The sequence below is a fragment of the Citrobacter sp. Cpo074 genome, assembly GCF_030332745.1.
GTDB classification, from domain to species: Bacteria; Pseudomonadota; Gammaproteobacteria; order Enterobacterales; family Enterobacteriaceae; genus Citrobacter; species Citrobacter portucalensis.
In genome coordinates, this window is sequence record NZ_JAOWHG010000022.1 from 1 (window position 1) to 22744 (window position 22744).

Consider the following 22744-nt stretch of genomic DNA (forward strand, 5'->3'; position numbering starts at 1 on the left):
CGGTAGTTCAGTTGGTTAGAATACCTGCCTGTCACGCAGGGGGTCGCGGGTTCGAGTCCCGTCCGTTCCGCCACTTATTAGAAAATTAAGCCTGCTACTAAGCAGGCTTAATGATAAGAAGATTTAGGGGCGTAGCTCAGTTGGTAGAGCACCGGTCTCCAAAACCGGGTGTCGCGAGTTCGAGTCTCTCCGCCCCTGCCAGAAACAATCCTTAGCATTCTTGCTAAGGATTTTTTTTACCTGTAATTTGAGTTTTTCCTTCTTTCTATTTTACTCCCGGCATCCTTGCCAGCGTTTTCCTTAATCTTCCAGAATATTCGTTCTCAGCAGATCGCAAATCAGCGCATGTTTATCGCTATTTTGCAGCCAAACTGCATATAACGGGCGTGAAAGCGTTGTACTGTCGGTAACCGTATGGAGATCGCTTTTACCTTTAGCCCAGCTGACCGGTAGCCAGCTAAAACCTTTGAGGACTGAAAGTTGCTGCCTGGCTAATTCTGCCGAACTGGTGGTAAGTACCGGCACTTCATCTCCCGCAATCAATCCAGTCTCGTGTTGCTGAAAGTCAGGTCCCCATTCCAGACGCAGATAATTCAGTTCATCTTTGGTTTGTGAAGGAGAACTGCAATAGAGCGCCAGCGTGAAATATCCCAACAGTTGGCTGCTAAATTCGTCCATTTTGGGCGTTTCTGTAGTAATCAATAGATCAAGCTGTCGTTCATGAAGCTGTTTTACTAACGACTGTCGCTGCGCGATCCTCGCTTCAAATTGCAGGCTGGATTGTGGCTCCTGGGATTGGTACAAACGCCCCAGCCAGCCATTAAGCATGCATTCCCAGAGGGATGCGCTGGCACCAATAGAAAACTCGTTATGCCGCGAGGTATTCGCAACCTCCTTACGTGCTGCTTGCCACGTATTCATCAGCGTTTCAGCGTAAGGTAATAATTTTTCACCTGCAGCGGTTAAACGGATATTGTTTCTGTGTCGGGTGAACAGGTTTACACCCAATTGATTTTCCAGTTGTCTGATCCGAAAACTAACCGCTGATTGGGTCAGATAGAGCGCTTCAGCAGCCCTGCCAAAGTGGCGTGTCCGGCTAACTTCCAGGAAAGTTTTTAACAATTCCGTATCCACAACTCGCTCCATAAAATTATTTGTCGTTATGATTTAAATCTTTTGTTTGACGCTCTGTCAAGCGTAACTAATACTCCGCGCCATAAATAGCTCGGCCAAAGAATTAGGAGCGTGCAGGATGGCGGAAAGCTTTACGACGACTAATCGATATTTCGATAATAAATATTATCCCCGCGGATTCTCCCGTCATGGTGATTTCACCATTAAAGAAGCACAACTGCTTGAGCGTCACGGTTATGCTTTCAACGAGCTGGATCTGGGCAAGCGTGAGCCGGTAACGGAAGAAGAAAAACTGTTTGTTGCGGTATGCCGTGGTGAGCGCGAACCGGTTACCGAAGCTGAACGTGTGTGGTCCAAATACATGACGCGCATTAAGCGTCCAAAACGCTTCCACACGCTGTCTGGCGGGAAACCTCAGGTGGAAGGTGCGGAAGACTACACCGAATCTGATGATTAATAAAAAAGGGCGAAAGCCCTTTTTTTATGCCAGTAGTTTCTGCAAATGAATGAGTAATCTGTCTATCGCCCGATACCCAACAGCTTCCTGTAAGTGCTGGCGAGAGATATGGTCAGATTGTTCTATATCCGCGATCGTTCGAGCGACCTTTATCAGGCGTAACCAGGCGCGGATGGATAATCCGAGATGCGCGAGCGTTTCTTCAAGCCACTGCGCATCGTCGCTACGCAGTGGACAGTATTTATGGATATCCTGACTGTCCAGGTGCGCATTTAACTTATTCTGCCGCTGATACTGACGCTCTCGTGCTGCCATAACGCGTTGCTTCACCGTTGCGCTATCTTCCCCTTTTACCTGGCTCTGGCTGAGTATGCCGGGAGGCGGTAAGGGGATTTCGAGGGAGAGATCGAAGCGGTCAAGAAATGGACCTGATAATCGATTGAGGTAGCGTAGCGTCTGCTCTGGGGTACAGCGGTTATGGTTCCCCTGATAATGTCCTGTTGGGCTGGGATTCATGGCAGCAATAAGCTGAAAACGCGCGGGGTAAGTTATTTTTGCCCGAGTGCGGGATAAATGAATCTGCCCGGACTCAATGGGCTCTCGCAGTGCATCCAGCGTGCGCCGCTCAAACTCGGGAAGTTCATCCAGAAACAGTATGCCGTTATGCGCCAGAGATATCTCGCCTGGCGCAGGAATAGAGCCGCCACCGACCATGGCAGTTAATGAAGCACTGTGATGCGGCGAACGAAAAGGGCGTTGTTTCCACTGTTTTTGTAGCGTGTCGGAATTGACCAGACTTAGAATCGCGGTGCTTTCCAGTGCTTCATCATTGCTCAGTGGCGGAAGCAATCCTCTCAGGCGACTGGCCAGCATGGTCTTACCCGTTCCCGGCGGCCCGATGAGTAAGAGGTTATGACCGCCAGCTGCGGTAAGCTCCAGCCCGCGTTTACCCTGTTCCTGGCCGATAACATCGCTCAGATCATCTGCTAATGCGCAGGGGGTAAAATCTGCCGATGATGGTCTGTCTAAATCATGCTTACCTTCGAGAAATGCGCATACGGCCTGTAGATGATCGGCTATCAGGCACCCTTCACCGTGTATCAGTCCCACTTCAGTTGCATTCTCTTTTGCGACAATAATTCTCCTGCCTGCGCGAATAGCTTCAGTTGCACTTGATATCGCACCGGGAACGCCACGTAACGCGCCTGTAAGCGCTAATTCGCCTACCAGCTCATATGTATCGAGGTTATGGGTTGTAAGCTGCTCAGACGCTGCCAGAAGCGCAACTGCGATAGGTAAATCATATCGTCCCCCTTCTTTCGGGAGATCGGCCGGAGCGAGGTTTATGGTTATCTTCTTCGCCGGGAATTCATAACCGCTATTAATAATCGCACTGCGAACTCGATCGCGAGCCTCTTTTACCGTTGTTTCGGGTAATCCCACCATGGTTAAACCAGGCAAACCATTACTGATATGTACCTCGATGGTAATGGCTGGCGCATTCACGCCCAGCGCAGCGCGTGTGTGAACAATCGATAGTGACATAAGCCCTCCTGATGAAAGCATTATGTCGCAATACATCGCGGCAAGATTTCACATAATTACGGTTTTTAGAGGCTTATTCCCGTGTTTTTATGTAGCTCAATACTGCTTGCATAAAGCCTGGAATAGCGCTCGCAAACGCTTTTGAATAACGTTTTTAGTAGGGAACGGGTTGCCGAGAATCACCTGAAACGTGAAATATTTTCACTTTTGATTTTTTGTATAAAAAACAACGATATTTATCTAAACCGTTAACGGCGTCAGAAAAACGAATAAAAAAATATCTTGTGTCATTTGCAAATTCTATGGTAACTCTTTAGGTATTCCTTCGAACAAGATGCAAGAAAATACAAAAATGACAGCCCTTCTACGAGTGATTAGCCTGGTCGTGATTAGCGTGGTGGTGATTATTATCCCACCGTGCGGGGCTGCACTTGGACGAGGAAAGGCTTAGAAAACAAGCCTTAACGAACTAAGACCCCCGCACCGAAAGGTCCGGGGGTTTTTTTTGACCTTAAAAACATACACGAGGAGCAGAAAGTGAACGGTAGCATAAAATTCTGTTTCTCAAGATTTACGGCGGGGATGTAACTATGAATGGGGCACAGTGGGTGGTACATGCGTTGCGTGCACAAGGGGTTCAAACCGTCTTTGGTTATCCTGGTGGCGCAATTATGCCGGTTTACGATGCGTTGTATGACGGCGGCGTAGAACACCTGTTGTGCCGACACGAGCAGGGCGCGGCAATGGCGGCAATTGGCTATGCTCGTGCGACCGGTAAAACCGGCGTGTGTATCGCCACTTCAGGTCCTGGCGCTACCAACCTGATCACCGGACTTGCCGATGCGCTGTTAGATTCTGTTCCTGTGGTGGCGATCACCGGTCAGGTGGCCTCACCTTTCATCGGAACGGATGCGTTCCAGGAAGTGGACGTTCTGGGTATGTCTTTGTCCTGCACCAAACACAGTTTCCTGGTGCAGTCACTGGAAGAGCTGCCGCGCATCATGGCAGAGGCTTTCGCTGTGGCGAACTCCGGTCGTCCGGGTCCGGTTCTGGTTGATATCCCGAAAGACATCCAGCTGGCCAGCGGTACGCTGGAGCCGTATTTTACGACTGTCGAAAACGTAGAGGTTTTCCCGCACGCTGACATTGAGCAGGCGCGTAAAATGCTGGCGCAGGCGCAAAAACCGATCCTGTACGTCGGTGGCGGCGTTGGTATGGCGCAGGCGGTCCCGGCCCTGCGTGAATTTATCGCGGTAACCCAAATGCCGGTCGCCTGCACGTTGAAGGGGCTGGGTGCAGTAGAAGCTGACTACCCATACTATTTGGGTATGTTGGGAATGCATGGCACTAAAGCGGCAAATTTCGCGGTGCAAGAATGTGATTTACTGATTGCAGTGGGTGCGCGTTTTGATGACCGGGTGACCGGCAAGCTGAATACCTTCGCACCGAACGCCAGCGTGATCCACATGGATATTGACCCGGCGGAAATGAACAAGCTGCGCCAGGCGCACGTCGCCCTGCAGGGTGATTTAAATTCTCTGCTGCCGGCATTGCAGCAATCTCTGAAGATTGACGCATGGCGTCAGCATAGCACTGAACTGCGCACAGAGCATACCTGGCGCTATGATCATCCCGGTGAGGCTATCTACGCGCCACTGTTGTTGAAGCAGTTGTCCGATCGCAAACCCACGGACAGCGTAGTGACAACGGATGTTGGTCAGCATCAGATGTGGTCGGCGCAGCATATGACCTACACCCGCCCGGAAAATTTCATCACCTCGAGCGGCTTGGGTACGATGGGCTTTGGCCTGCCAGCAGCGGTTGGCGCGCAGGTTGCTCGCCCGAACGATACGGTAATCTGTATCTCCGGTGACGGTTCCTTCATGATGAATGTACAGGAACTGGGCACCGTAAAACGCAAGCAGTTGCCGCTGAAAATAGTCTTACTCGACAACCAGCGGTTAGGCATGGTGCGACAATGGCAGCAGCTGTTTTTCCAGGAACGTTATAGCGAAACCACCCTTACCGATAACCCCGATTTCCTCATGTTGGCCAGCGCCTTCGGCATACCAGGTCAACACATCACCCGTAAAGACCAGGTTGAAGCGGCACTCGACACCATGCTGAACAGCGAGGGGCCATACCTGCTTCATGTCTCAATCGACGAACTTGAGAATGTCTGGCCTCTGGTACCACCAGGTGCCAGTAACTCAGAAATGCTGGAGAAATTATCATGATGCAACATCAGGTCGCCGTTGAGGCTCGTTTCAATCCGGAAACGTTAGAACGTGTTTTACGCGTGGTACGCCATCGTGGTTTTCAGGTGTGCTCCATGAATATGGAAGCCGCCAGCGATGCGCAAAATATAAATATCGAATTGACCGTTGCCAGCCCCCGGTCGGTCGACTTACTGTTTAGTCAGTTAAGTAAACTGGTAGACGTTGCACATGTTGCTATCTGCCAGAGCACAACCACATCACAACAAATCCGCGCCTGAGCGCAAAAGGAAGAAAAATGACGACGAAAAAAGCTGATTACATTTGGTCTAATGGCGAGATGATTCGTTGGGAAGACGCGAAGGTTCACGTGATGTCCCACGCGCTGCACTACGGTACTTCTGTATTTGAAGGCATCCGTTGCTACGATTCTCACAAAGGGCCGGTGGTGTTCCGTCATCGCGAACATATGCAGCGTCTGCGTGATTCAGCCAAGATCTATCGTTTTCCGGTTTCTCAGAGCGTTGATGAGCTGATGGAAGCTTGCCGCGAGGTGATTCGTAAAAACAATCTGACCAGCGCCTATATCCGTCCGCTGGTGTTTGTTGGCGACGTGGGGATGGGCGTTAACCCGCCAGCGGGATACACCACTGACGTGATCATCGCCGCGTTCCCGTGGGGCGCTTACCTCGGTGCTGAAGCACTGGAGCAGGGGATCGACGCGATGGTTTCTTCCTGGAACCGCGTTGCGCCGAACACCATCCCTACTGCTGCTAAAGCGGGCGGTAACTATCTGTCTTCGCTGCTGGTGGGTAGCGAAGCGCGTCGTCATGGCTATCAGGAAGGCATTGCGCTGGACGTGAATGGCTACATCTCCGAAGGTGCGGGCGAAAACCTGTTTGAAGTAAAAGACGGCATTCTGTTTACCCCGCCGTTTACCTCTTCCGCGCTGCCGGGTATCACTCGTGATGCGATCATTAAGCTGGCGAAAGATCTCGATATCGAAGTGCGTGAGCAGGTGCTGTCCCGTGAATCACTGTACCTGGCCGATGAAGTGTTCATGTCCGGTACCGCGGCCGAAATCACCCCAGTACGCAGTGTCGATGGTATCCAGGTGGGCGAAGGCCGCTGCGGTCCGGTCACCAAACGCATCCAGCAGGCCTTCTTTGGCCTCTTCACCGGTGAAACGGAAGATAAATACGGCTGGTTGGATCAGGTTAATCAATAAACATAAATTTGGGACGGCACGCACCGTCCCAATTATTAGACAGACGGGAGTTAATCAAGCATGCCTAAGTATCGTTCTGCTACCACCACCCACGGCCGCAATATGGCGGGTGCCCGCGCATTGTGGCGCGCCACCGGGATGACCGATGATGACTTCGGTAAACCGATTATCGCTGTGGTGAACTCCTTTACCCAGTTTGTGCCGGGTCACGTCCACCTGCGCGATCTCGGTAAGCTGGTTGCCGAACAAATCGAAGCCTCAGGCGGCGTGGCGAAAGAGTTCAACACCATTGCTGTGGATGATGGTATCGCCATGGGCCATGGCGGCATGCTGTATTCACTGCCGTCGCGTGAGCTGATCGCTGACTCCGTTGAGTACATGGTTAACGCCCACTGCGCCGATGCGATGGTCTGCATCTCCAACTGCGACAAAATCACCCCCGGGATGTTAATGGCCTCTTTGCGCCTGAATATTCCGGTGATCTTTGTTTCCGGCGGTCCGATGGAAGCCGGGAAAACCAAGCTCTCTGACCAAATCATCAAGCTCGACCTGGTTGATGCGATGATTCAGGGCGCTGACCCGAAAGTTTCCGACTCACAAAGCGAGCAGGTTGAACGTTCCGCCTGTCCGACCTGCGGCTCCTGTTCCGGTATGTTCACCGCTAACTCGATGAACTGCCTGACTGAAGCGCTGGGCTTGTCGCAGCCGGGTAACGGTTCGCTGTTGGCGACTCACGCCGACCGTAAAGAACTGTTCCTCAACGCAGGTAAACGCATCGTCGAGCTGACCAAACGCTATTACGAGCAGGATGATGCCTCCGCCCTGCCGCGCAACATTGCCAGCAAGGCAGCGTTTGAGAACGCCATGACGCTGGATATCGCCATGGGCGGCTCCACCAATACCGTTCTGCACCTGCTGGCGGCCGCGCAGGAAGCGGAAATCGACTTCACCATGAGTGATATCGACAAGCTGTCCCGCAAAGTCCCGCAGCTGTGTAAAGTGGCACCGAGCACGCAGAAATACCATATGGAAGACGTGCACCGCGCAGGCGGCGTACTGGGTATTTTAGGCGAACTGGATCGTGCTGGACTGCTGAACCGCGACGTGAAAAACGTGCTGGGGCTGACTCTGCCGCAAACGCTCGATCGGTATGACGTGATGTTGACCAAAGACGACGCGGTGAAAAAAATGTTCCGTGCAGGCCCGGCCGGCATTCGTACTACCCAGGCGTTCTCACAGGACTGCCGTTGGGATACGCTGGATGACGACCGCGCTGAAGGCTGCATCCGCTCGCTGGAACATGCTTACAGCAAAGACGGCGGTCTGGCAGTCCTGTACGGTAACTTCGCGGAAAACGGCTGTATTGTAAAAACCGCAGGCGTGGATGACAGCATCCTGAAATTCACCGGCCCGGCAAAAGTGTATGAAAGCCAGGACGATGCGGTTGAAGCCATCCTCGGCGGTAAAGTGGTGGCTGGCGACGTGGTTGTCATTCGCTACGAAGGGCCGAAAGGCGGGCCTGGCATGCAGGAAATGCTCTACCCCACCACCTTCCTGAAATCGATGGGCCTCGGTAAGGCTTGCGCGCTGATTACCGACGGTCGTTTCTCCGGCGGTACTTCGGGGCTTTCCATTGGTCACGTTTCTCCGGAAGCGGCCAGCGGCGGTAATATCGCGATTATCGAAGATGGTGACATGATTGCCATCGATATCCCGAATCGTGGCATTCAATTGCAACTGAGTGATGCGGAAATCGCTGCGCGCCGTGAAGCGCAGGAAGCTCGCGGTGACAAAGCCTGGACGCCAAAAGATCGTCAGCGTCAGGTCTCCTTTGCACTGCGCGCCTACGCCAGCCTGGCAACCAGTGCCGACAAAGGTGCGGTGCGCGATAAGTCGAAGCTCGGGGGATAATGACCATGGCGGATTCACAACCTCTATCCGGCGCTCCTGAGGGCGCCGAGTATCTCAGAGCGGTACTGCGTGCGCCGGTATACGAAGCGGCACAGGTAACGCCGCTACAGAAAATGGAAAAACTCTCTTCGCGCCTCGACAATGTCATTCTGGTGAAGCGCGAAGACCGTCAACCTGTTCACAGCTTCAAGCTACGCGGTGCCTATGCCATGATGGCGGGCTTGACCGAAGAGCAAAAAGCGCATGGCGTCATTACCGCATCGGCTGGTAATCATGCTCAGGGTGTCGCGTTCTCTTCTGCGCGATTAGGCGTGAAGGCGCTGATTGTCATGCCAACGGCTACCGCCGATATCAAAGTCGACGCCGTTCGCGGCTTCGGCGGAGAAGTGCTGCTGCACGGCGCGAACTTTGATGAAGCCAAAGCCAAAGCGATTGAATTGTCGCAGCAGCAGGGGTTTACCTGGGTGCCGCCGTTCGATCATCCGATGGTGATTGCCGGGCAGGGCACGCTGGCGCTGGAGCTGCTCCAGCAGGACGCGCATCTCGATCGCGTATTTGTGCCAGTTGGTGGTGGCGGATTAGCGGCAGGTGTTGCGGTGCTAATTAAACAGCTGATGCCGCAAATCAAAGTGATTGCCGTGGAAGCGGAAGATTCGGCCTGTCTGAAAGCGGCGCTGGATGCCGGTCATCCGGTGGATCTGCCGCGAGTGGGTCTCTTTGCCGAAGGCGTGGCGGTGAAACGTATTGGTGATGAAACCTTCCGTCTGTGCCAGGAATATCTCGACGATATTATCACTGTCGATAGTGATGCTATTTGCGCGGCAATGAAAGACCTGTTCGAGGATGTACGTGCGGTGGCGGAGCCTTCCGGGGGACTGGCGCTGGCGGGGATGAAAAAATACATCGCCCAGCATAATATTCGCGGCGAGCGCCTGGCGCATGTTCTTTCCGGCGCTAACGTTAACTTCCACGGCCTGCGCTACGTTTCCGAACGTTGCGAGCTGGGGGAACAGCGCGAAGCCTTGCTGGCCGTGACCATCCCGGAAGAAAAGGGCAGCTTCCTGAAGTTTTGCCAACTGCTGGGCGGGCGCTCGGTGACCGAGTTTAACTACCGCTTTGCTGATGCGAAAGACGCCTGCATTTTTGTCGGCGTACGTCTGAGTCGTGGGCTGGAAGAGCGTAAGGAAATCCTGCAACTGCTCAATGAGGGCGGCTATAGCGTGGTGGATCTGTCTGATGACGAGATGGCGAAGCTACACGTGCGCTATATGGTCGGTGGACGTCCGTCGAAACCCTTACAGGAACGTCTTTATAGCTTCGAATTTCCGGAGTCGCCGGGGGCGTTGCTCAAATTCCTGCATACCCTGGGGACGCACTGGAATATTTCATTGTTCCACTATCGCAGTCACGGCACTGACTATGGTCGTGTGCTGGCGGCGTTTGAGTTGGGTGAACACGAGCCTGATTTCGAAACGCGGCTGAATGAACTGGGTTATGACTGTCATGATGAAACACATAACCCGGCGTTCAGGTTCTTCCTGGCGGGTTAACGACAGCCATTAAAAAAGGGTTCATGTAAAAACATGAACCCTTTTTGCTACTGTATCAGCAGATTACAGAGTGATAACGTCGAATTCGACTTCGGTATTCACGTCAGCATCGTAATCCACACCGTCGAGGGCAAAACCGAACAGGTTCAGGAATTCCTGCTTGTATCCTGCATAGTCAGTTTCTTGCGCCAGGTTTTCGGTAGTGATCAGCGGCCACAGATCGCGACATGCCTGCTGAATGTCGTCACGCAGTTCCCAGTCATCCATACGGATACGCTGGTTGTCATCAAGCGCCACTTTATCGCCGTACAGGCTGGTGGTCATCAGACGGTTGATCTGCTCAATACAACCTTCGTGAATCCCTTGCGCTTTCATCAGCTTGAAGACCATGGAGATGTACAGTGGCATTACCGGAATCGCAGAAGATGCCTGGGTGATGACGGACTTCAGTACGGCAACGTTAGCGGAACCGTTCAGCGGTGCCAGCTGGTTACGCAGTTCTCCCGCCGCGCGATCGAGGTCTTCTTTCGCTTTGCCCAGCGCGCCGTGCCAGTAGATTGGCCAGGTCAGGTCGGTACCGATGTAGGAGTAGGCTACGGTTTTCACGCCATCAGCCAGCACGCCCGCTTCGCTCAGCGCGCCCATCCACAGTTCCCAGTCTTCGCCGCCCATGACGGTGACGGTGTTCTGAACTTCTTCTTCGGTTGCCGGCTCAATGCTGGCGGTGATGATCTGATCTTTGTTGGTATCGATCGCTTTAGAGGTGTAAACCTCACCGATTGGCTTCAGCGCTGAACGGACGATTTCACCGGTTTTCGGCATTTTACGCACTGGGGAAGCCAGTGAGTAAACCACCAGGTCAATCTGACCCAGGTCTTCTTTGATCAGTTTGATCACTTCATCACGGCATTCGTCAGAGAACGCATCGCCGTTGATGCTTTTGGAGTACAGACCTTCACGCTTGGCCGCTTCGTCGAAAGCTGCAGAGTTATACCAGCCTGCGGAACCTGGTTTGGTATCCGTGCCCGGTTTTTCGAAAAATACGCCGATAGTGGCGGCACCGCTGCCAAAGGCGGCGGAAATTCTGGAAGCCAGACCGTAACCGGTGGAAGCACCGATCACCAGCACGCGAGACGGGCCGTTCTCGATTTTCCCGTTCTGCTTAACATACTCGATCTGCTTTTCCACGTTGACTTTGCAGCCAGTCGGATGGGTCGTTGTACAGATGAATCCACGAATTTTTGGTTTGATTATCATAATGATGGCTAATTAAGTTTGTATTTTCGCTGTCAAGTGCGCAATGACACCGTCTGTTCTGGCCTGCTTAACGCGATGGTTAACAAGCCCCCCACTACAATGGATCACGACATTATACAGAAAAGGAGCGCCAATACTGAATCTACCACTGATTTTAGACCTGACGCTGGTGCTACTCTGCGGATTTACGTTCCAGAACAATCTTCCAAAACGCGTCGATCAGCGGTTCATGCAGTCGCTTTTTCGGCGCGCAGACGCCAAGCTCGAACGGTGTTTTTTCGTCACTGCGCTCTAAAATCATCACGCGATTACGCACCGGCTCCGGGCTGTTTTCTAGCACCACTTCCGGCAGCAGAGCTACGCCGCAGCCCAGCGCCACCATTGAGACCATCGCTTCGTGGCCACCCACCGTGGCGTAAATTGATGGGTTGCTGATTTTGTGACGGCGGAACCACAGCTCGATACGGCGGCGTACCGGACCCTGATCGGCCATGATAAACGGCACCGTCGACCAGTCCGGCTTATCGACCGATACCTGATTTCGCACCGGGCAGGGCAGCGCCGGAGCGATCAACACAACCGTCAGATTCTCCAGCATCGAGAACGCCACCGCGCCAGGCAGCGTTTCGGGCTTACCGGCAATTGCCAGATCGGCTTCACCAGTGACAACTTTATCCATCGCATCGGCGGCGTCGCCGGTGGTGAGCTTAATTTCCACTGACGGATGCTCGGCGCGGAAACGGTCAAGGATTGGCGGCAGATGGCTGTAGGCGGCAGTTACCGAACAGAAGATATGCAGTTCGCCCGACAGCGACGGCCCTTGTTGATCTAAGGTGTGGCGTAACTGCTGGTACTGCAACAGCGTCTGTTGGGCAAACACGCGCAGCTCTTCACCTGCTTCGGTCAGCGTAACCGTACGGTTATCGCGCACAAACAGCGGCTGGCCGAGGTCTTCTTCGAGGCGCTGAATCTGCCGGGAAAGCGTGGATGGGCTTACGTGCATTGCCCGCGCGCTGCGGCCAAAGTGACGACTTTCAGCCAAATGCAGGAACATTTTCAGATCGCGTAAATCCACAGACGAGCCTCCGATTTTCTACGTTGCATAAATTGCAATGTGACGTTGTGAATATATCAATTTCCGCAATAAATTTCCTGTTGTAATGTGGATTCAATCTCGCAAATACAAATCTGCGAACCGAATAATAAGCACCACAACACAACATCACGGAGTACACCATCATGGCTAACTACTTTAATACACTGAACCTGCGCCAGCAGCTGGCACAGCTGGGTAAATGTCGCTTTATGGGGCGCGACGAATTCGCCGATGGTGCGAGCTACCTTCAGGGTAAAAAAGTGGTCATCGTCGGCTGTGGCGCCCAGGGTCTGAACCAGGGCCTGAACATGCGTGACTCCGGTCTGGATATCTCCTACGCACTGCGTAAAGAAGCCATTGCTGAGAAGCGTGCTTCCTGGCGTAAAGCGACCGAAAACGGCTTCAAAGTGGGTACCTACGAAGAGCTGATCCCGCAGGCTGATCTGGTGGTTAACCTGACTCCGGACAAGCAGCACTCCGACGTTGTGCGTTCTGTACAGCCGCTGATGAAAGACGGCGCAGCGCTGGGTTACTCCCACGGCTTCAACATCGTGGAAGTGGGCGAGCAGATCCGTAAAGACATCACCGTTGTGATGGTGGCACCGAAATGCCCGGGTACTGAAGTTCGTGAAGAGTACAAACGTGGTTTCGGCGTACCTACGCTGATCGCCGTTCACCCGGAAAATGATCCGAAAGGCGAAGGCATGGCGATTGCTAAAGCTTGGGCTGCGGCCACCGGCGGTCACCGTGCTGGCGTACTGGAGTCCTCCTTCGTTGCGGAAGTGAAATCTGACCTGATGGGTGAGCAGACTATCCTGTGCGGTATGCTGCAGGCCGGTTCTCTGCTGTGCTTCGATAAGCTGGTGGAAGAGGGTACTGACCCGGCATATGCTGAAAAACTGATTCAGTTCGGCTGGGAAACCATCACCGAAGCGCTGAAGCAGGGCGGCATCACTCTGATGATGGACCGTCTTTCTAACCCGGCGAAACTGCGTGCTTACGCGCTGTCTGAACAGCTGAAAGAGATCATGGCACCGCTGTTCCAGAAACACATGGACGACATCATCTCCGGTGAATTCTCTTCCGGCATGATGGCTGACTGGGCCAACGACGATAAGAAACTGCTGACCTGGCGTGAAGAGACCGGCAAAACCGCGTTCGAAACCGCTGCCCAGTTCGACGGTAAAATCGGCGAGCAGGAATACTTTGATAAAGGCGTTCTGATGATTGCGATGGTGAAAGCGGGCGTTGAGCTGGCGTTCGAAACCATGGTGGATTCCGGCATCATCGAAGAATCTGCTTACTACGAATCACTGCACGAACTGCCGCTGATCGCCAACACCATTGCCCGTAAGCGTCTGTACGAAATGAACGTGGTTATCTCTGATACCGCAGAATACGGCAACTACCTGTTCTCTTACGCTTGCGTACCGCTGCTGAAAGAGTTCATGACCACCCTGCAGACCGGCGACCTGGGCAAAGCGATTGCTGAAGGCGCGGTAGACAACGCGCAACTGCGTGACGTGAACGATGCGATTCGCGGCCATGCTATCGAGAAAGTGGGCCAGAAACTGCGTGGCTACATGACCGATATGAAGCGCATTGCGGTCGCAGGATAATTCCTCATAGAGGAATGGCATATCAACAGCGCTTCGTAGGCCGGATAAGCGAAGCGCTATCCGGCAAAAAAAGCCCGGTGTTTAAACACCGGGCTTTCTATTAGTTACGGTACAGCACTTTAATGATGTGGTAACCGAACTGAGTGTGCAGCGGACCGGTTGGCTCCAGCACAGGGCAGGAAAAGACCACTTTGTCGAACGCCGGAACCATCTGGCCCTGACGGAATTCGCCTAAATCACCGCCGCGTTTGCCTGATGGGCAGATGGAGTGTTTCTTCGCCAGTTTGCCGAAGTCGGCGCCGTTTTTAATCTGTTCCAGAAGATCCAGTGCCAGTTTCTCTTCTTTAACAAGGATATGCACTGCTGCTGCTGTTTTTGCCATGATCGTGCCTTCAAAAAGGGGTCTGTAAGGCTCGCGATTTTAGCATGGCTTACCGTCGATACAGCACTTTGATGATGTGGTAGCCAAATTTGGTTTTTACAGGCCCGTAAGGTTTAAGCAGTGGGCAGCTAAACACAGCGGCATCAAATGGCCCCACCATCATCCCCTGTTTGAACTCGCCCAGATCGCCTCCGTTGCGCCCAGAGGGGCAGCGAGAATAGCGTTTTGCCAAATGATCGAAGCTAATACCGCGATCCAGCTTGCTCAGGATCTCCAGAGCTAATTTCTCTTCTTTCACCAGGATATGTAGGGCTGCCGCGCTCTTAGCCATTATTTTGTTCTCATGTCTCAAAGATGTCCCATTACTTTATCACCCGTCTTAGTCGTGGACATATACTCTTCGCCATCGCGGGACAGATGTCTCGCCTGATGCATGGAAACGGGAGATGAGCGACATTTTCTCTGCCGCATTCCCTTTTGCCGGGGACCTCCGTCCTGTCCCTACAGCCATGGAGCGAGATATCATGGATACAATGAAAAAAACTGAATTTTCAGTCGGATGGCTTACCGGGCTGGGTGATATTGTTCGCGATCCACAGCTCTATGAATTATTGAAATATTGCCCTCTGGACATCATGCAGCGCTGGCGTTTTGAAGAGATCCAACGCGGTGCCTTTATCTGTCGGCAGGGGGAAATATGTCAGCGTTTTTCGCTGATTATTGCCGGTGAAGTCGATGTTTTCTATGAGGCTGAAGATGGACGTCGTTATCGTCAAGCCCGCTACCGGAAAGGCGATATGCTGGGCGAACTCGAGATTTTTGAGTCGCGCCATTACATCTGTTCGGTAGTGGCGGTAGGACATGTGCAGCTTCTGAGCTTATCGCAGGAATACTTCAGCCGCTGGCTGGCGTTAGATAACCATTTTAACCAGCGGATGCTGCGCTTCTTTAGTCAGCAATATTACCAGCTGTCGAAAAAGGCCAGCAGCGACAATCTTTACTCGCTGTATCAGCGAGTGTGCCAGGCGTTATGGCTGCGTTATCAACAAGATGGAACGAATGAAATTTTGCTGGATAAGCTAAACCTCAGTCAGGAACTGGCGGCGACGACACGCAGTATTAACCGTATTTTACATGACCTGAAAGCGTTACAGATTATTGATACCGATGGTGAAAGCATTGTGTTGTTAGTCCCTGAAAAGTTAAAGCAGGAGGCTGATATCGGATAACCGTAAGAGTGAAGGAGGCGCGAGAATGTCGCTGCAACCCCATATCCAGTTAAGCAAGGAGATGACAGGCGCACGCTATGCGCTGCTGCCGGGAGACCCGTTGCGAGTCGATCGCATCGCCAATTTTCTTGATAACCCAGAATCGCTTGGTCAAAACCGTGAGTTTCGCGCCGCGCGAGGTTGGTATCAGGGGATCGAGATTTTAGTGCTCTCTACCGGAATCGGTGGACCGTCTACGGCTATTGCCATTGAAGAACTGCGTCAAATCGGTGTAAAGACCCTGATTCGTATCGGTAGCTGCGGGGCATTGCAGGATAATCTTGCGCTTGGTGACGTGATTATCGCCCATGCCGCGGTAACGGATGACGGGACCAGCCGTACCTATGCGCCTGCGGGCTATCCGGCCTGCGCCGACCCGCAGTTAACCAGGGAACTGATGGCGCAGGCGCGGCAGATGAATATTCCCGCCACATGCGGCCTGGTGCGCAGCCACGATAGTTTTTATACCGACCGGGAAGCGGAACTGGATGCGCAGTGGTCGGCACTCGGCGTTCTGGGTGCGGATATGGAAAGTGCCGCTTTGATGACCATCGGTGCGCTGCGCGGGTTACATACGGCGTCATTACTCAATGTGGTGGTTGCCCACAACGGTTGTCTGGATAGCAGTATCAATGATTATGTCCAGCAGGAAACGTTGTGCCAACAGGGCGAAGAACGGCAAATTACCCTGGCGCTACGCGCCATTCATTCCGATAGTCAGCAAGGAGGTCAGTGATGGACTTTTTTAGCATTAACAATGTAATGGTCAACATTCCTCTCGGCGAAGGCGGCTATGCACTATCTTGGATTGAAGCCATTGGTACCGTATTTGGTCTGTTATGTATCTGGTGTGCCAGCCGGGAAAAAATCATCAATTACCTGTTTGGCCTGATTAACGTCACGCTGTTTGCAGCAATCTTTTTCCAGATTCAGCTCTATGCCAGCTTGTTGCTACAGGTGTTTTTCTTCGCCGCTAACATTTACGGTTGGTATGCGTGGAGCCGACAAAACGAGGCGCAGGAAGCTGCGCTCAAGGTACGTTGGCTTTCCCGTCAGCAAACCCTGGTACTGGGCGGCGTTTGCGCGGTGGCGATAGTTTTGATGACGCTGTTTATCGATCCGGTGTTTGCAGCGCTTACCCGCATTATGATTGCACTGCTACAAATGATAGGTATACCGGTCGCGATGCCTGACCTTCAGCCCGATGCCTTCCCGTTCTGGGATTCCACCATGCTGGTGTTGTCGATTGCGGCCATGATTCTGATGACGCGTAAATATGTCGAAAACTGGCTGCTGTGGGTGCTCATCGACGTGATTAGCGTGGTTATTTACGCGGTGCAGGGCGTTTACGCCATGTCGCTTGAGTATGTCCTGCTGACGGCAATCGCGGTGATGGGATCCTACAGCTGGATCAAGAGCGCGCAGCGCAACGGCTATACACCACTAGCCGCGACAGCTTCCTGATTGACCCGATTTTCTGGCTACTCACAGGGGTAGCCAGTTACTCTTTTTCTCCCTCTTTCTGCTACAATCCACCTCCCCCGTGTTTACAGATTGAGCAATCCCTTATGCGTTTGAACCCCGGACAACAACAAGCCGTCGAATTCGTCACCGGACCTTGCCTGGTGCTGGCGGGAGCGGGTTCCGGCAAGACGCGTGTTATCACCAACAAAATAGCCCATCTGATCCGTGAATGTGGCTATCAGGCACGACATATTGCGGCAGTGACCTTTACCAATAAGGCTGCGCGCGAGATGAAAGAGCGCGTGGCGCAAACGCTGGGTCGTAAAGAGGCGCGTGGGTTGATGATCTCCACCTTCCACACCCTGGGACTGGATATCATTAAGCGTGAATACGCGGCGCTGGGGATGAAATCTAACTTCTCGTTGTTTGACGATACTGACCAGGTGGCCTTGCTTAAGGAACTGACCGAAGGGCTAATCGAAGACGATAAGCTTATTCTCCAGCAGCTGATCTCGACGATCTCCAACTGGAAAAACGATCTGATGACTCCGGCGCAGGCGGCAGCCAGCGCAAAGGGCGAGCGCGATCGTATTTTTGCCCACTGCTATGGTCTGTATGACGCGCATATGAAGGCGTGTAACGTCCTCGATTTTGACGATCTTATCCTGCTGCCCACTCTGCTGCTACAGCGCAATGAAGAAGTGCGTGAGCGCTGGCAAAACAGAATCCGCTACCTGCTGGTGGATGAATATCAGGATACCAACACCAGCCAGTACGAGCTGGTGAAGTTGCTGGTAGGGAAACGTGCGCGCTTTACCGTCGTGGGCGATGACGATCAGTCGATCTACTCCTGGCGCGGCGCCCGTCCGCAGAACCTGGTACTGTTAAGCAAAGATTTTCCGGCTTTACAGGTGGTGAAGCTGGAGCAAAACTACCGTTCATCAGGTCGCATCCTGAAAGCGGCGAACATCCTCATTGCGAACAATCCACACGTCTTTGAAAAGCGGCTCTTTTCCGAGTTGGGTTACGGTGCTGAGCTGAAGGTACTAAGTGCCAATAATGAAGAGCACGAAGCCGAACGTGTGACCGGGGAATTAATTGCCCATCACTTTGTGAACAAGACGCAATATAAAGACTACGCCATCCTTTATCGCGGTAATCATCAGTCGCGCGTGTTCGAAAAGTTTCTGATGCAGAACCGTATCCCGTACAAAATTTCCGGCGGAACATCGTTCTTCTCGCGTCCGGAGATTAAAGATCTGCTGGCCTACCTGCGCGTGCTGAGCAACCCGGATGACGACAGCGCATTTTTGCGCATCGTAAACACGCCAAAGCGTGAAATCGGTCCGGCCACGCTGCAAAAGTTGGGTGAATGGGCGATGACGCGTAATAAAAGCCTGTTTACCGCCAGCTTTGATATGGGGCTTAGCCAGAGACTGACCGGGCGCGGGTATGACTCTCTGACCCGCTTTACGCACTGGCTGGGTGAAATTCAGCGCCTGGCGGAGCGCGAACCGGTTGCCGCTGTGCGCGATCTGATCCACGGTATTGATTACGAATCCTGGCTGTATGAAACCTCGCCGAGCCCGAAAGCGGCTGAAATGCGTATGAAAAACGTCAATACGTTGTTCAGCTGGATGACGGAGATGCTGGAAGGCAGTGAGCTGGAAGAGCCGATGACCCTGACCCAGGTCGTTACCCGCTTTACTCTGCGCGACATGATGGAGCGTGGAGAGAGTGAAGAAGAGCTGGATCAGGTGCAGTTGATGACGCTGCATGCCTCAAAAGGGCTGGAGTTCCCGTACGTGTTTATGGTGGGAATGGAAGAAGGATTTTTGCCGCACCAGAGCAGTATCGATGAAGACAATATCGACGAAGAACGTCGTCTGGCTTACGTAGGGATTACGCGTGCACAGAAAGAACTCATCTTCACGCTGTGTAAAGAGCGTCGTCAGTACGGTGAGCTGGTGCGTCCGGAACCGAGTCGTTTCCTGCTGGAGCTGCCACAGGATGACGTTATCTGGGAACAAGAGCGTAAAGTGGTGAGCGCTGAGGAGCGGATGCAAAAAGGGCAGGCAAGCATCGCTAATATTCGGGCAATGATGGCGAAAGCCAAAGCGAAGTAGGTATTTTGTTGGCCGGATACGTGTAAACGCTATCCGGCAACCAACATCTAATGAACGTCCAGTGGCCAGTGGACATAGCTTTGCCACTGACTTTCCTGATCGATTAACTCTTTACCCAGCGGATGATGTTCCAGCCAGCCTTCTGGTAGCGTGACCGTCAGGTGCTCGTTTCTTGCATCCATTTGAATTTCCGGCACAAGATCGTCACGGCGACGGCTGGCGAAGATGATCGCCAAACGTAGCAAACGGCAAAGATGCTCCGCGATGCGCGGTGGCACTGCGTTTTGCTGGTGGAGCGAAGAGAGATCGACGGGATTAGTCTGATTGAGTAACAGCGTTGCTAGCAGTTTCTTTTGCGCAGGGGTAAAACCCGGGAGATCGAGATTGCGCACCAGATAAGCGGCATGCTGTGGTGCCTGTTTAAAATCAACGCTCAGGCCAATTTCATGCAGCTGACAGGCACTAATCAGTAGTTCGCGGCTAATCGGTTCAAGATGCCACTTTTTTTCTACCTGATCGAGAAATTTAGTCGCTAAATTAGCAACGCGATGTGCTTGCTCTGTATCGACCATAAAGCGACGCTGGATATTGCGTAATGTGCGGCTACGAATATCCTGATCCACCGCCAGGTGCAGCATGCCGTAGACCAGACCTTCACGTAATGCGCCGCCGGCCAGGGTCATGCATTGAATGTTCAGTTCGGTGAAAATAGCAATCAGAATGGCCAGCCCGCTGGGGAATACCAGCGCACGTTCCAGCGTTAACCCTTCGATTTCCAGCTCTTCCAGACGACCGCAGTGAATGGCGCGCTGCTTAAGCTGCTGCAGTTTGGCCAACGTAATGCGCTCATCCATACCCTGCGCCATCATGATTTCCTGCAACGCCTGGACGGTACCAGAGGCACCAACGCAAACTTTCCAGCCATGAAAACGCAGTTTGTCGGCGACCGGGCGCAGAACTTCACGTGCGGCCTTCTCTGCCTCGTCAAAGTTTTCCTGTGCCAGATTACGATCGGTAAAATAGCGTTCGAGCCAGGTGACGCAGCCCATCGACAGGCTGAACAGAGAGGTGGTTTGTGCGCCGGAACCGGTGACTAATTCAGTGCTGGCGCCACCAATATCCACAACCAGACGCTGATCGGCACCGCCGGTTGTATGGGCTACACCTTGATAAATCAGTCGCGCTTCTTCTTCACCGCTAATCACCTGGACAGGGCAGCCAAGGATCTCTTGCGCTTTGGCAATAAACACATCGGCATTTACGGCGATGCGTAATGTTGCCGTGGCGACCACCCGGATTTGTGGATGCGGAATATCCTGCAGACGTTCTGCAAACAGGCGCAAACATTGCCAGCCGCGCTCCATCGCTTCAACAGAGAGCTCGTTGTCACCGTTGAGTCCAGCGGCCAGACGCACTTTGCGTTTGATACGCGTGAGCGTCTGGATGCTTCCTGCCACCTCGCGTACAACCAGCATATGAAAACTATTCGAGCCGAGATCGATTGCCGCATACAGCGAAGTAGAATTCATACACTTCATCCTTCAACCTGTATCTGTGTTGGCTGCGTTCTCTCACCAGAATCACTTACTAAAGTAAGCTCATCGGGATTCGTTTTCTTGCCGCCTTGATACAGGCTGAATGATTTTGTGTATGGCATAACTTTTCTTAACCTGAACGACGACGATTACGCGGAGCACCACCGGTACGGCGTGGGCCATTGCCTGTACGCGGGCGCGTTAAGCGCAACGGCTTCGGCAGATCGGTCATCAGCGCATCCGGGTTATATTTGCTGACCGGAATCGAGTGGCCGATATAGGTCTCGATTGCAGGTAAATTCAGCGCGTACTCTTCACAGGCCAGGCTGATAGAGTGACCGCTTGCGCCAGCACGCCCGGTACGACCGATTCGGTGAACGTAATCTTCACAGTCATCCGGCAGGTCATAGTTAAATACGTGCGTTACTGCTGGGATATGCAGGCCACGCGCAGCGACATCCGTCGCAACGAGAATGTCGAGATCGCCACGGGTGAACTCATCAAGAATACGCAGACGTTTTTTCTGTGCTACGTCACCGGTCAGCAGACCGACGCGATGACCGTCCGCAGCAAGACTGCCCCAGATATCTTCACAACGATGCTTGGTGTTAGCAAAAACAATGGCGCGATCTGGCCACTCTTCTTCAATCAGCGTTTGCAGCAAACGCATTTTCTCTTCGTTGGAAGGGTAGAAGAGCTCTTCTTTAATGCGGTGGCCAGTTTTCTGTTCCGGTTCGACTTCAACGTACTCAGCGTTATTCATCTGTTCGAACGCCAGTTCGCGAACGCGGTAAGAGAGGGTTGCAGAAAACAGCATGTTCAGACGTTGGGTGGTTGGCGGCATACGACGGAACAGCCAACGGATATCTTTAATAAAGCCCAGATCGTACATACGATCGGCTTCATCCAGCACCACGACCTGAATCGCGCCCAGATTAATGTGGTTCTGTTTTGCATAGTCGATGAGACGACCGGTCGTGCCGATAAGAATATCGACGCCGCTTTCTAGCACTTTCAGCTGTTTATCGTAACCGTCGCCGCCATACGCCAGGCCTAATTTCAGACCAGTGGTCTGTGCCAGCGGCTCGGCATCGGCGTGGATCTGCACGGCTAACTCACGCGTTGGCGCCATAATTAACGCACGCGGTTGGTTCACCTTGCGATCGGCAATCGCGGGATGAGAGAGAAGATAATGAAACGTTGACGTCAGGAACGCCATCGTTTTTCCGGTACCGGTTTGCGCCTGCCCGGCAACATCACGACCAGCCAGCGTTAGTGGCAGCGCGAGGGCCTGAATGGGCGTACAGTTATGAAAGCCTTTATTTTCAAGGGCTTCTATCACCTTTGGGTGCAGGGCGAAGTCGGAAAACTTCTGTTCTGTTAAATGTGTTTTGCTCATAGTGTGGTAGAATATCAGCTTACTATTGCTTTACGAAAGCGTATCCGGTGAAATAAAGTCAACCTTTAGTTGGTTAATGCTACATCAACACGTCGTTGATTAATGCTACACCAATGCACCAGGCTTATTCCTGTGGAGTTATTATGAGCGATAAAATTATTCACCTGACTGACGACAGTTTTGACACGGATGTACTCAAAGCGGACGGAGCAATCCTCGTTGATTTCTGGGCAGAGTGGTGCGGTCCGTGCAAAATGATCGCTCCGATTCTGGATGAAATCGCTGACGAATATCAGGGCAAACTGACGGTTGCTAAACTGAACATTGACCAAAACCCAGGCACCGCGCCGAAGTATGGTATCCGTGGCATCCCGACCCTGCTGCTGTTTAAAAACGGCGAAGTTGCGGCGACGAAAGTCGGCGCGCTGTCCAAAGGTCAGTTGAAAGAATTCCTCGACGCTAATTTAGCGTAAGGAAGTCTCATGATCGGGCGACCCTACTTCGAAATGATTCGGATGACTGGACGCCCGACTTGAGTCGTGCTAAGTTAGTGTTGA

Annotated in this window: 21 protein-coding genes and 1 tRNA gene; 14 read left to right on the plus strand and 8 right to left on the minus strand. The window is 52.8% G+C overall.

What is annotated here, in order from left to right:
* The first annotated feature begins 125 nt into the window (after positions 1-125).
* Positions 126-201, plus strand: a tRNA-Trp gene (locus tag OGX83_RS00670).
* Positions 202-300: 99 nt separating this feature from the next.
* Here OGX83_RS00670 and hdfR read toward each other — a convergent pair.
* Positions 301-1146 carry an HTH-type transcriptional regulator HdfR gene (gene hdfR / locus OGX83_RS00675; RefSeq protein WP_286587223.1) on the minus strand — a complete coding sequence of 282 codons (846 nt, stop codon included), beginning with the start codon at positions 1144-1146 and terminating at the stop codon, positions 301-303.
* 106 nt (positions 1147-1252) lie between these two features.
* Between hdfR and maoP the strand changes: the two genes are divergently transcribed.
* Positions 1253-1591 carry a macrodomain Ori organization protein MaoP gene (gene maoP, locus OGX83_RS00680; RefSeq protein WP_003018025.1) on the plus strand — a complete coding sequence of 113 codons (339 nt, stop codon included), beginning with the start codon at positions 1253-1255 and terminating at the stop codon, positions 1589-1591.
* Between the two features lie 24 nt (positions 1592-1615).
* Here maoP and OGX83_RS00685 read toward each other — a convergent pair whose 3' ends face one another.
* Positions 1616-3136, minus strand: coding sequence for a YifB family Mg chelatase-like AAA ATPase (locus OGX83_RS00685; RefSeq protein WP_286587224.1), 1521 nt, complete (start codon positions 3134-3136; stop codon positions 1616-1618).
* A gap of 352 nt (positions 3137-3488) precedes the next feature.
* Between OGX83_RS00685 and ilvL the strand changes: the two genes are divergently transcribed.
* The 6 genes from ilvL to ilvA all read left to right on the plus strand — a co-directional run bounded on the left by ilvL (position 3489) and on the right by ilvA (position 10041).
* Positions 3489-3587 carry an ilv operon leader peptide gene (gene ilvL / locus OGX83_RS00690; RefSeq protein ID WP_001311244.1) on the plus strand — a complete coding sequence of 33 codons (99 nt, stop codon included), beginning with the start codon at positions 3489-3491 and terminating at the stop codon, positions 3585-3587.
* A 139-nt stretch (positions 3588-3726) separates the two neighbouring features.
* Entirely contained in the window at positions 3727-5373 is a 1647-nt protein-coding gene (gene ilvG, locus OGX83_RS00695) for an acetolactate synthase 2 catalytic subunit (protein WP_286587225.1), read from the plus strand.
* On the plus strand, positions 5370-5633 hold the full coding sequence (ilvM, locus tag OGX83_RS00700) for an acetolactate synthase 2 small subunit (RefSeq protein ID WP_003018017.1): 264 nt from the start codon (positions 5370-5372) through the stop codon (positions 5631-5633). Before ilvG ends, ilvM begins: the two co-directional genes overlap by 4 nt.
* A gap of 17 nt (positions 5634-5650) precedes the next feature.
* Positions 5651-6580, plus strand: a complete 930-nt coding sequence (locus OGX83_RS00705; protein ID WP_003018014.1) for a branched-chain amino acid transaminase — start codon at positions 5651-5653, stop codon at positions 6578-6580.
* 60 nt (positions 6581-6640) lie between these two features.
* Entirely contained in the window at positions 6641-8491 is a 1851-nt protein-coding gene (gene ilvD, locus OGX83_RS00710; RefSeq protein WP_003829028.1) for a dihydroxy-acid dehydratase, read from the plus strand.
* A gap of 5 nt (positions 8492-8496) precedes the next feature.
* Positions 8497-10041 carry a threonine ammonia-lyase, biosynthetic gene (gene ilvA / locus OGX83_RS00715; RefSeq protein ID WP_286587226.1) on the plus strand — a complete coding sequence of 515 codons (1545 nt, stop codon included), beginning with the start codon at positions 8497-8499 and terminating at the stop codon, positions 10039-10041.
* A gap of 63 nt (positions 10042-10104) precedes the next feature.
* Here ilvA and fabV read toward each other — a convergent pair whose 3' ends face one another.
* The gene (gene fabV, locus OGX83_RS00720) at positions 10105-11298 is read right to left on the minus strand and encodes an enoyl-ACP reductase FabV (protein ID WP_008787067.1); all 1194 of its coding nucleotides are present in this window, start codon (positions 11296-11298) and stop codon (positions 10105-10107) included.
* 172 nt (positions 11299-11470) lie between these two features.
* A complete protein-coding gene (gene ilvY / locus OGX83_RS00725; RefSeq protein WP_003829023.1) occupies positions 11471-12373 on the minus strand; it encodes an HTH-type transcriptional activator IlvY in 903 nt (300 codons plus the stop codon).
* Positions 12374-12537: 164 nt separating this feature from the next.
* On the opposite strand from ilvY, the gene ilvC reads away from it, so the two are divergent.
* The gene (gene ilvC / locus OGX83_RS00730) at positions 12538-14013 is read left to right on the plus strand and encodes a ketol-acid reductoisomerase (protein WP_003829020.1); all 1476 of its coding nucleotides are present in this window, start codon (positions 12538-12540) and stop codon (positions 14011-14013) included.
* Between the two features lie 100 nt (positions 14014-14113).
* Here ilvC and ppiC (OGX83_RS00735) read toward each other — a convergent pair whose 3' ends face one another.
* Together ppiC (OGX83_RS00735) and ppiC (OGX83_RS00740) are read right to left on the minus strand one after the other, a co-directional pair.
* Positions 14114-14395, minus strand: a complete 282-nt coding sequence (gene ppiC / locus OGX83_RS00735; protein WP_003017999.1) for a peptidylprolyl isomerase PpiC — start codon at positions 14393-14395, stop codon at positions 14114-14116.
* A 49-nt stretch (positions 14396-14444) separates the two neighbouring features.
* Complete coding sequence (gene ppiC / locus OGX83_RS00740) at positions 14445-14726, minus strand: peptidylprolyl isomerase PpiC (RefSeq protein WP_038634595.1); 282 nt, start codon at positions 14724-14726, stop codon at positions 14445-14447.
* A 193-nt stretch (positions 14727-14919) separates the two neighbouring features.
* Here ppiC (OGX83_RS00740) and OGX83_RS00745 point away from each other — a divergent pair, with 193 nt between their 5' ends.
* From OGX83_RS00745 to rep, 4 genes are all read left to right on the plus strand, one after another.
* Positions 14920-15624, plus strand: a complete 705-nt coding sequence (locus tag OGX83_RS00745; RefSeq protein WP_071446079.1) for a Crp/Fnr family transcriptional regulator — start codon at positions 14920-14922, stop codon at positions 15622-15624.
* A 25-nt stretch (positions 15625-15649) separates the two neighbouring features.
* Entirely contained in the window at positions 15650-16399 is a 750-nt protein-coding gene (locus tag OGX83_RS00750; RefSeq protein ID WP_286587227.1) for a nucleoside phosphorylase, read from the plus strand.
* Positions 16399-17127 carry a nicotinamide riboside transporter PnuC gene (gene pnuC / locus OGX83_RS00755; RefSeq protein WP_060683009.1) on the plus strand — a complete coding sequence of 243 codons (729 nt, stop codon included), beginning with the start codon at positions 16399-16401 and terminating at the stop codon, positions 17125-17127. The genes OGX83_RS00750 and pnuC overlap by 1 nt, the downstream gene beginning before the upstream one ends.
* Before the next feature lie 104 nt (positions 17128-17231).
* Positions 17232-19253 carry a DNA helicase Rep gene (gene rep, locus OGX83_RS00760; protein ID WP_286587228.1) on the plus strand — a complete coding sequence of 674 codons (2022 nt, stop codon included), beginning with the start codon at positions 17232-17234 and terminating at the stop codon, positions 19251-19253.
* A 47-nt stretch (positions 19254-19300) separates the two neighbouring features.
* Here the strand turns inward: rep and gppA are convergent, their stop codons facing one another.
* Both gppA and rhlB read right to left on the minus strand, forming a co-directional pair.
* Complete coding sequence (gene gppA, locus OGX83_RS00765; protein WP_003829016.1) at positions 19301-20782, minus strand: guanosine-5'-triphosphate,3'-diphosphate diphosphatase; 1482 nt, start codon at positions 20780-20782, stop codon at positions 19301-19303.
* Positions 20783-20918: 136 nt separating this feature from the next.
* On the minus strand, positions 20919-22187 hold the full coding sequence (gene rhlB / locus OGX83_RS00770; RefSeq protein WP_003829013.1) for an ATP-dependent RNA helicase RhlB: 1269 nt from the start codon (positions 22185-22187) through the stop codon (positions 20919-20921).
* 143 nt (positions 22188-22330) lie between these two features.
* Here rhlB and trxA point away from each other — a divergent pair, with 143 nt between their 5' ends.
* Positions 22331-22660, plus strand: a complete 330-nt coding sequence (gene trxA, locus OGX83_RS00775) for a thioredoxin TrxA (protein ID WP_001280776.1) — start codon at positions 22331-22333, stop codon at positions 22658-22660.
* The last annotated feature ends 84 nt before the right edge of the window (positions 22661-22744 follow it).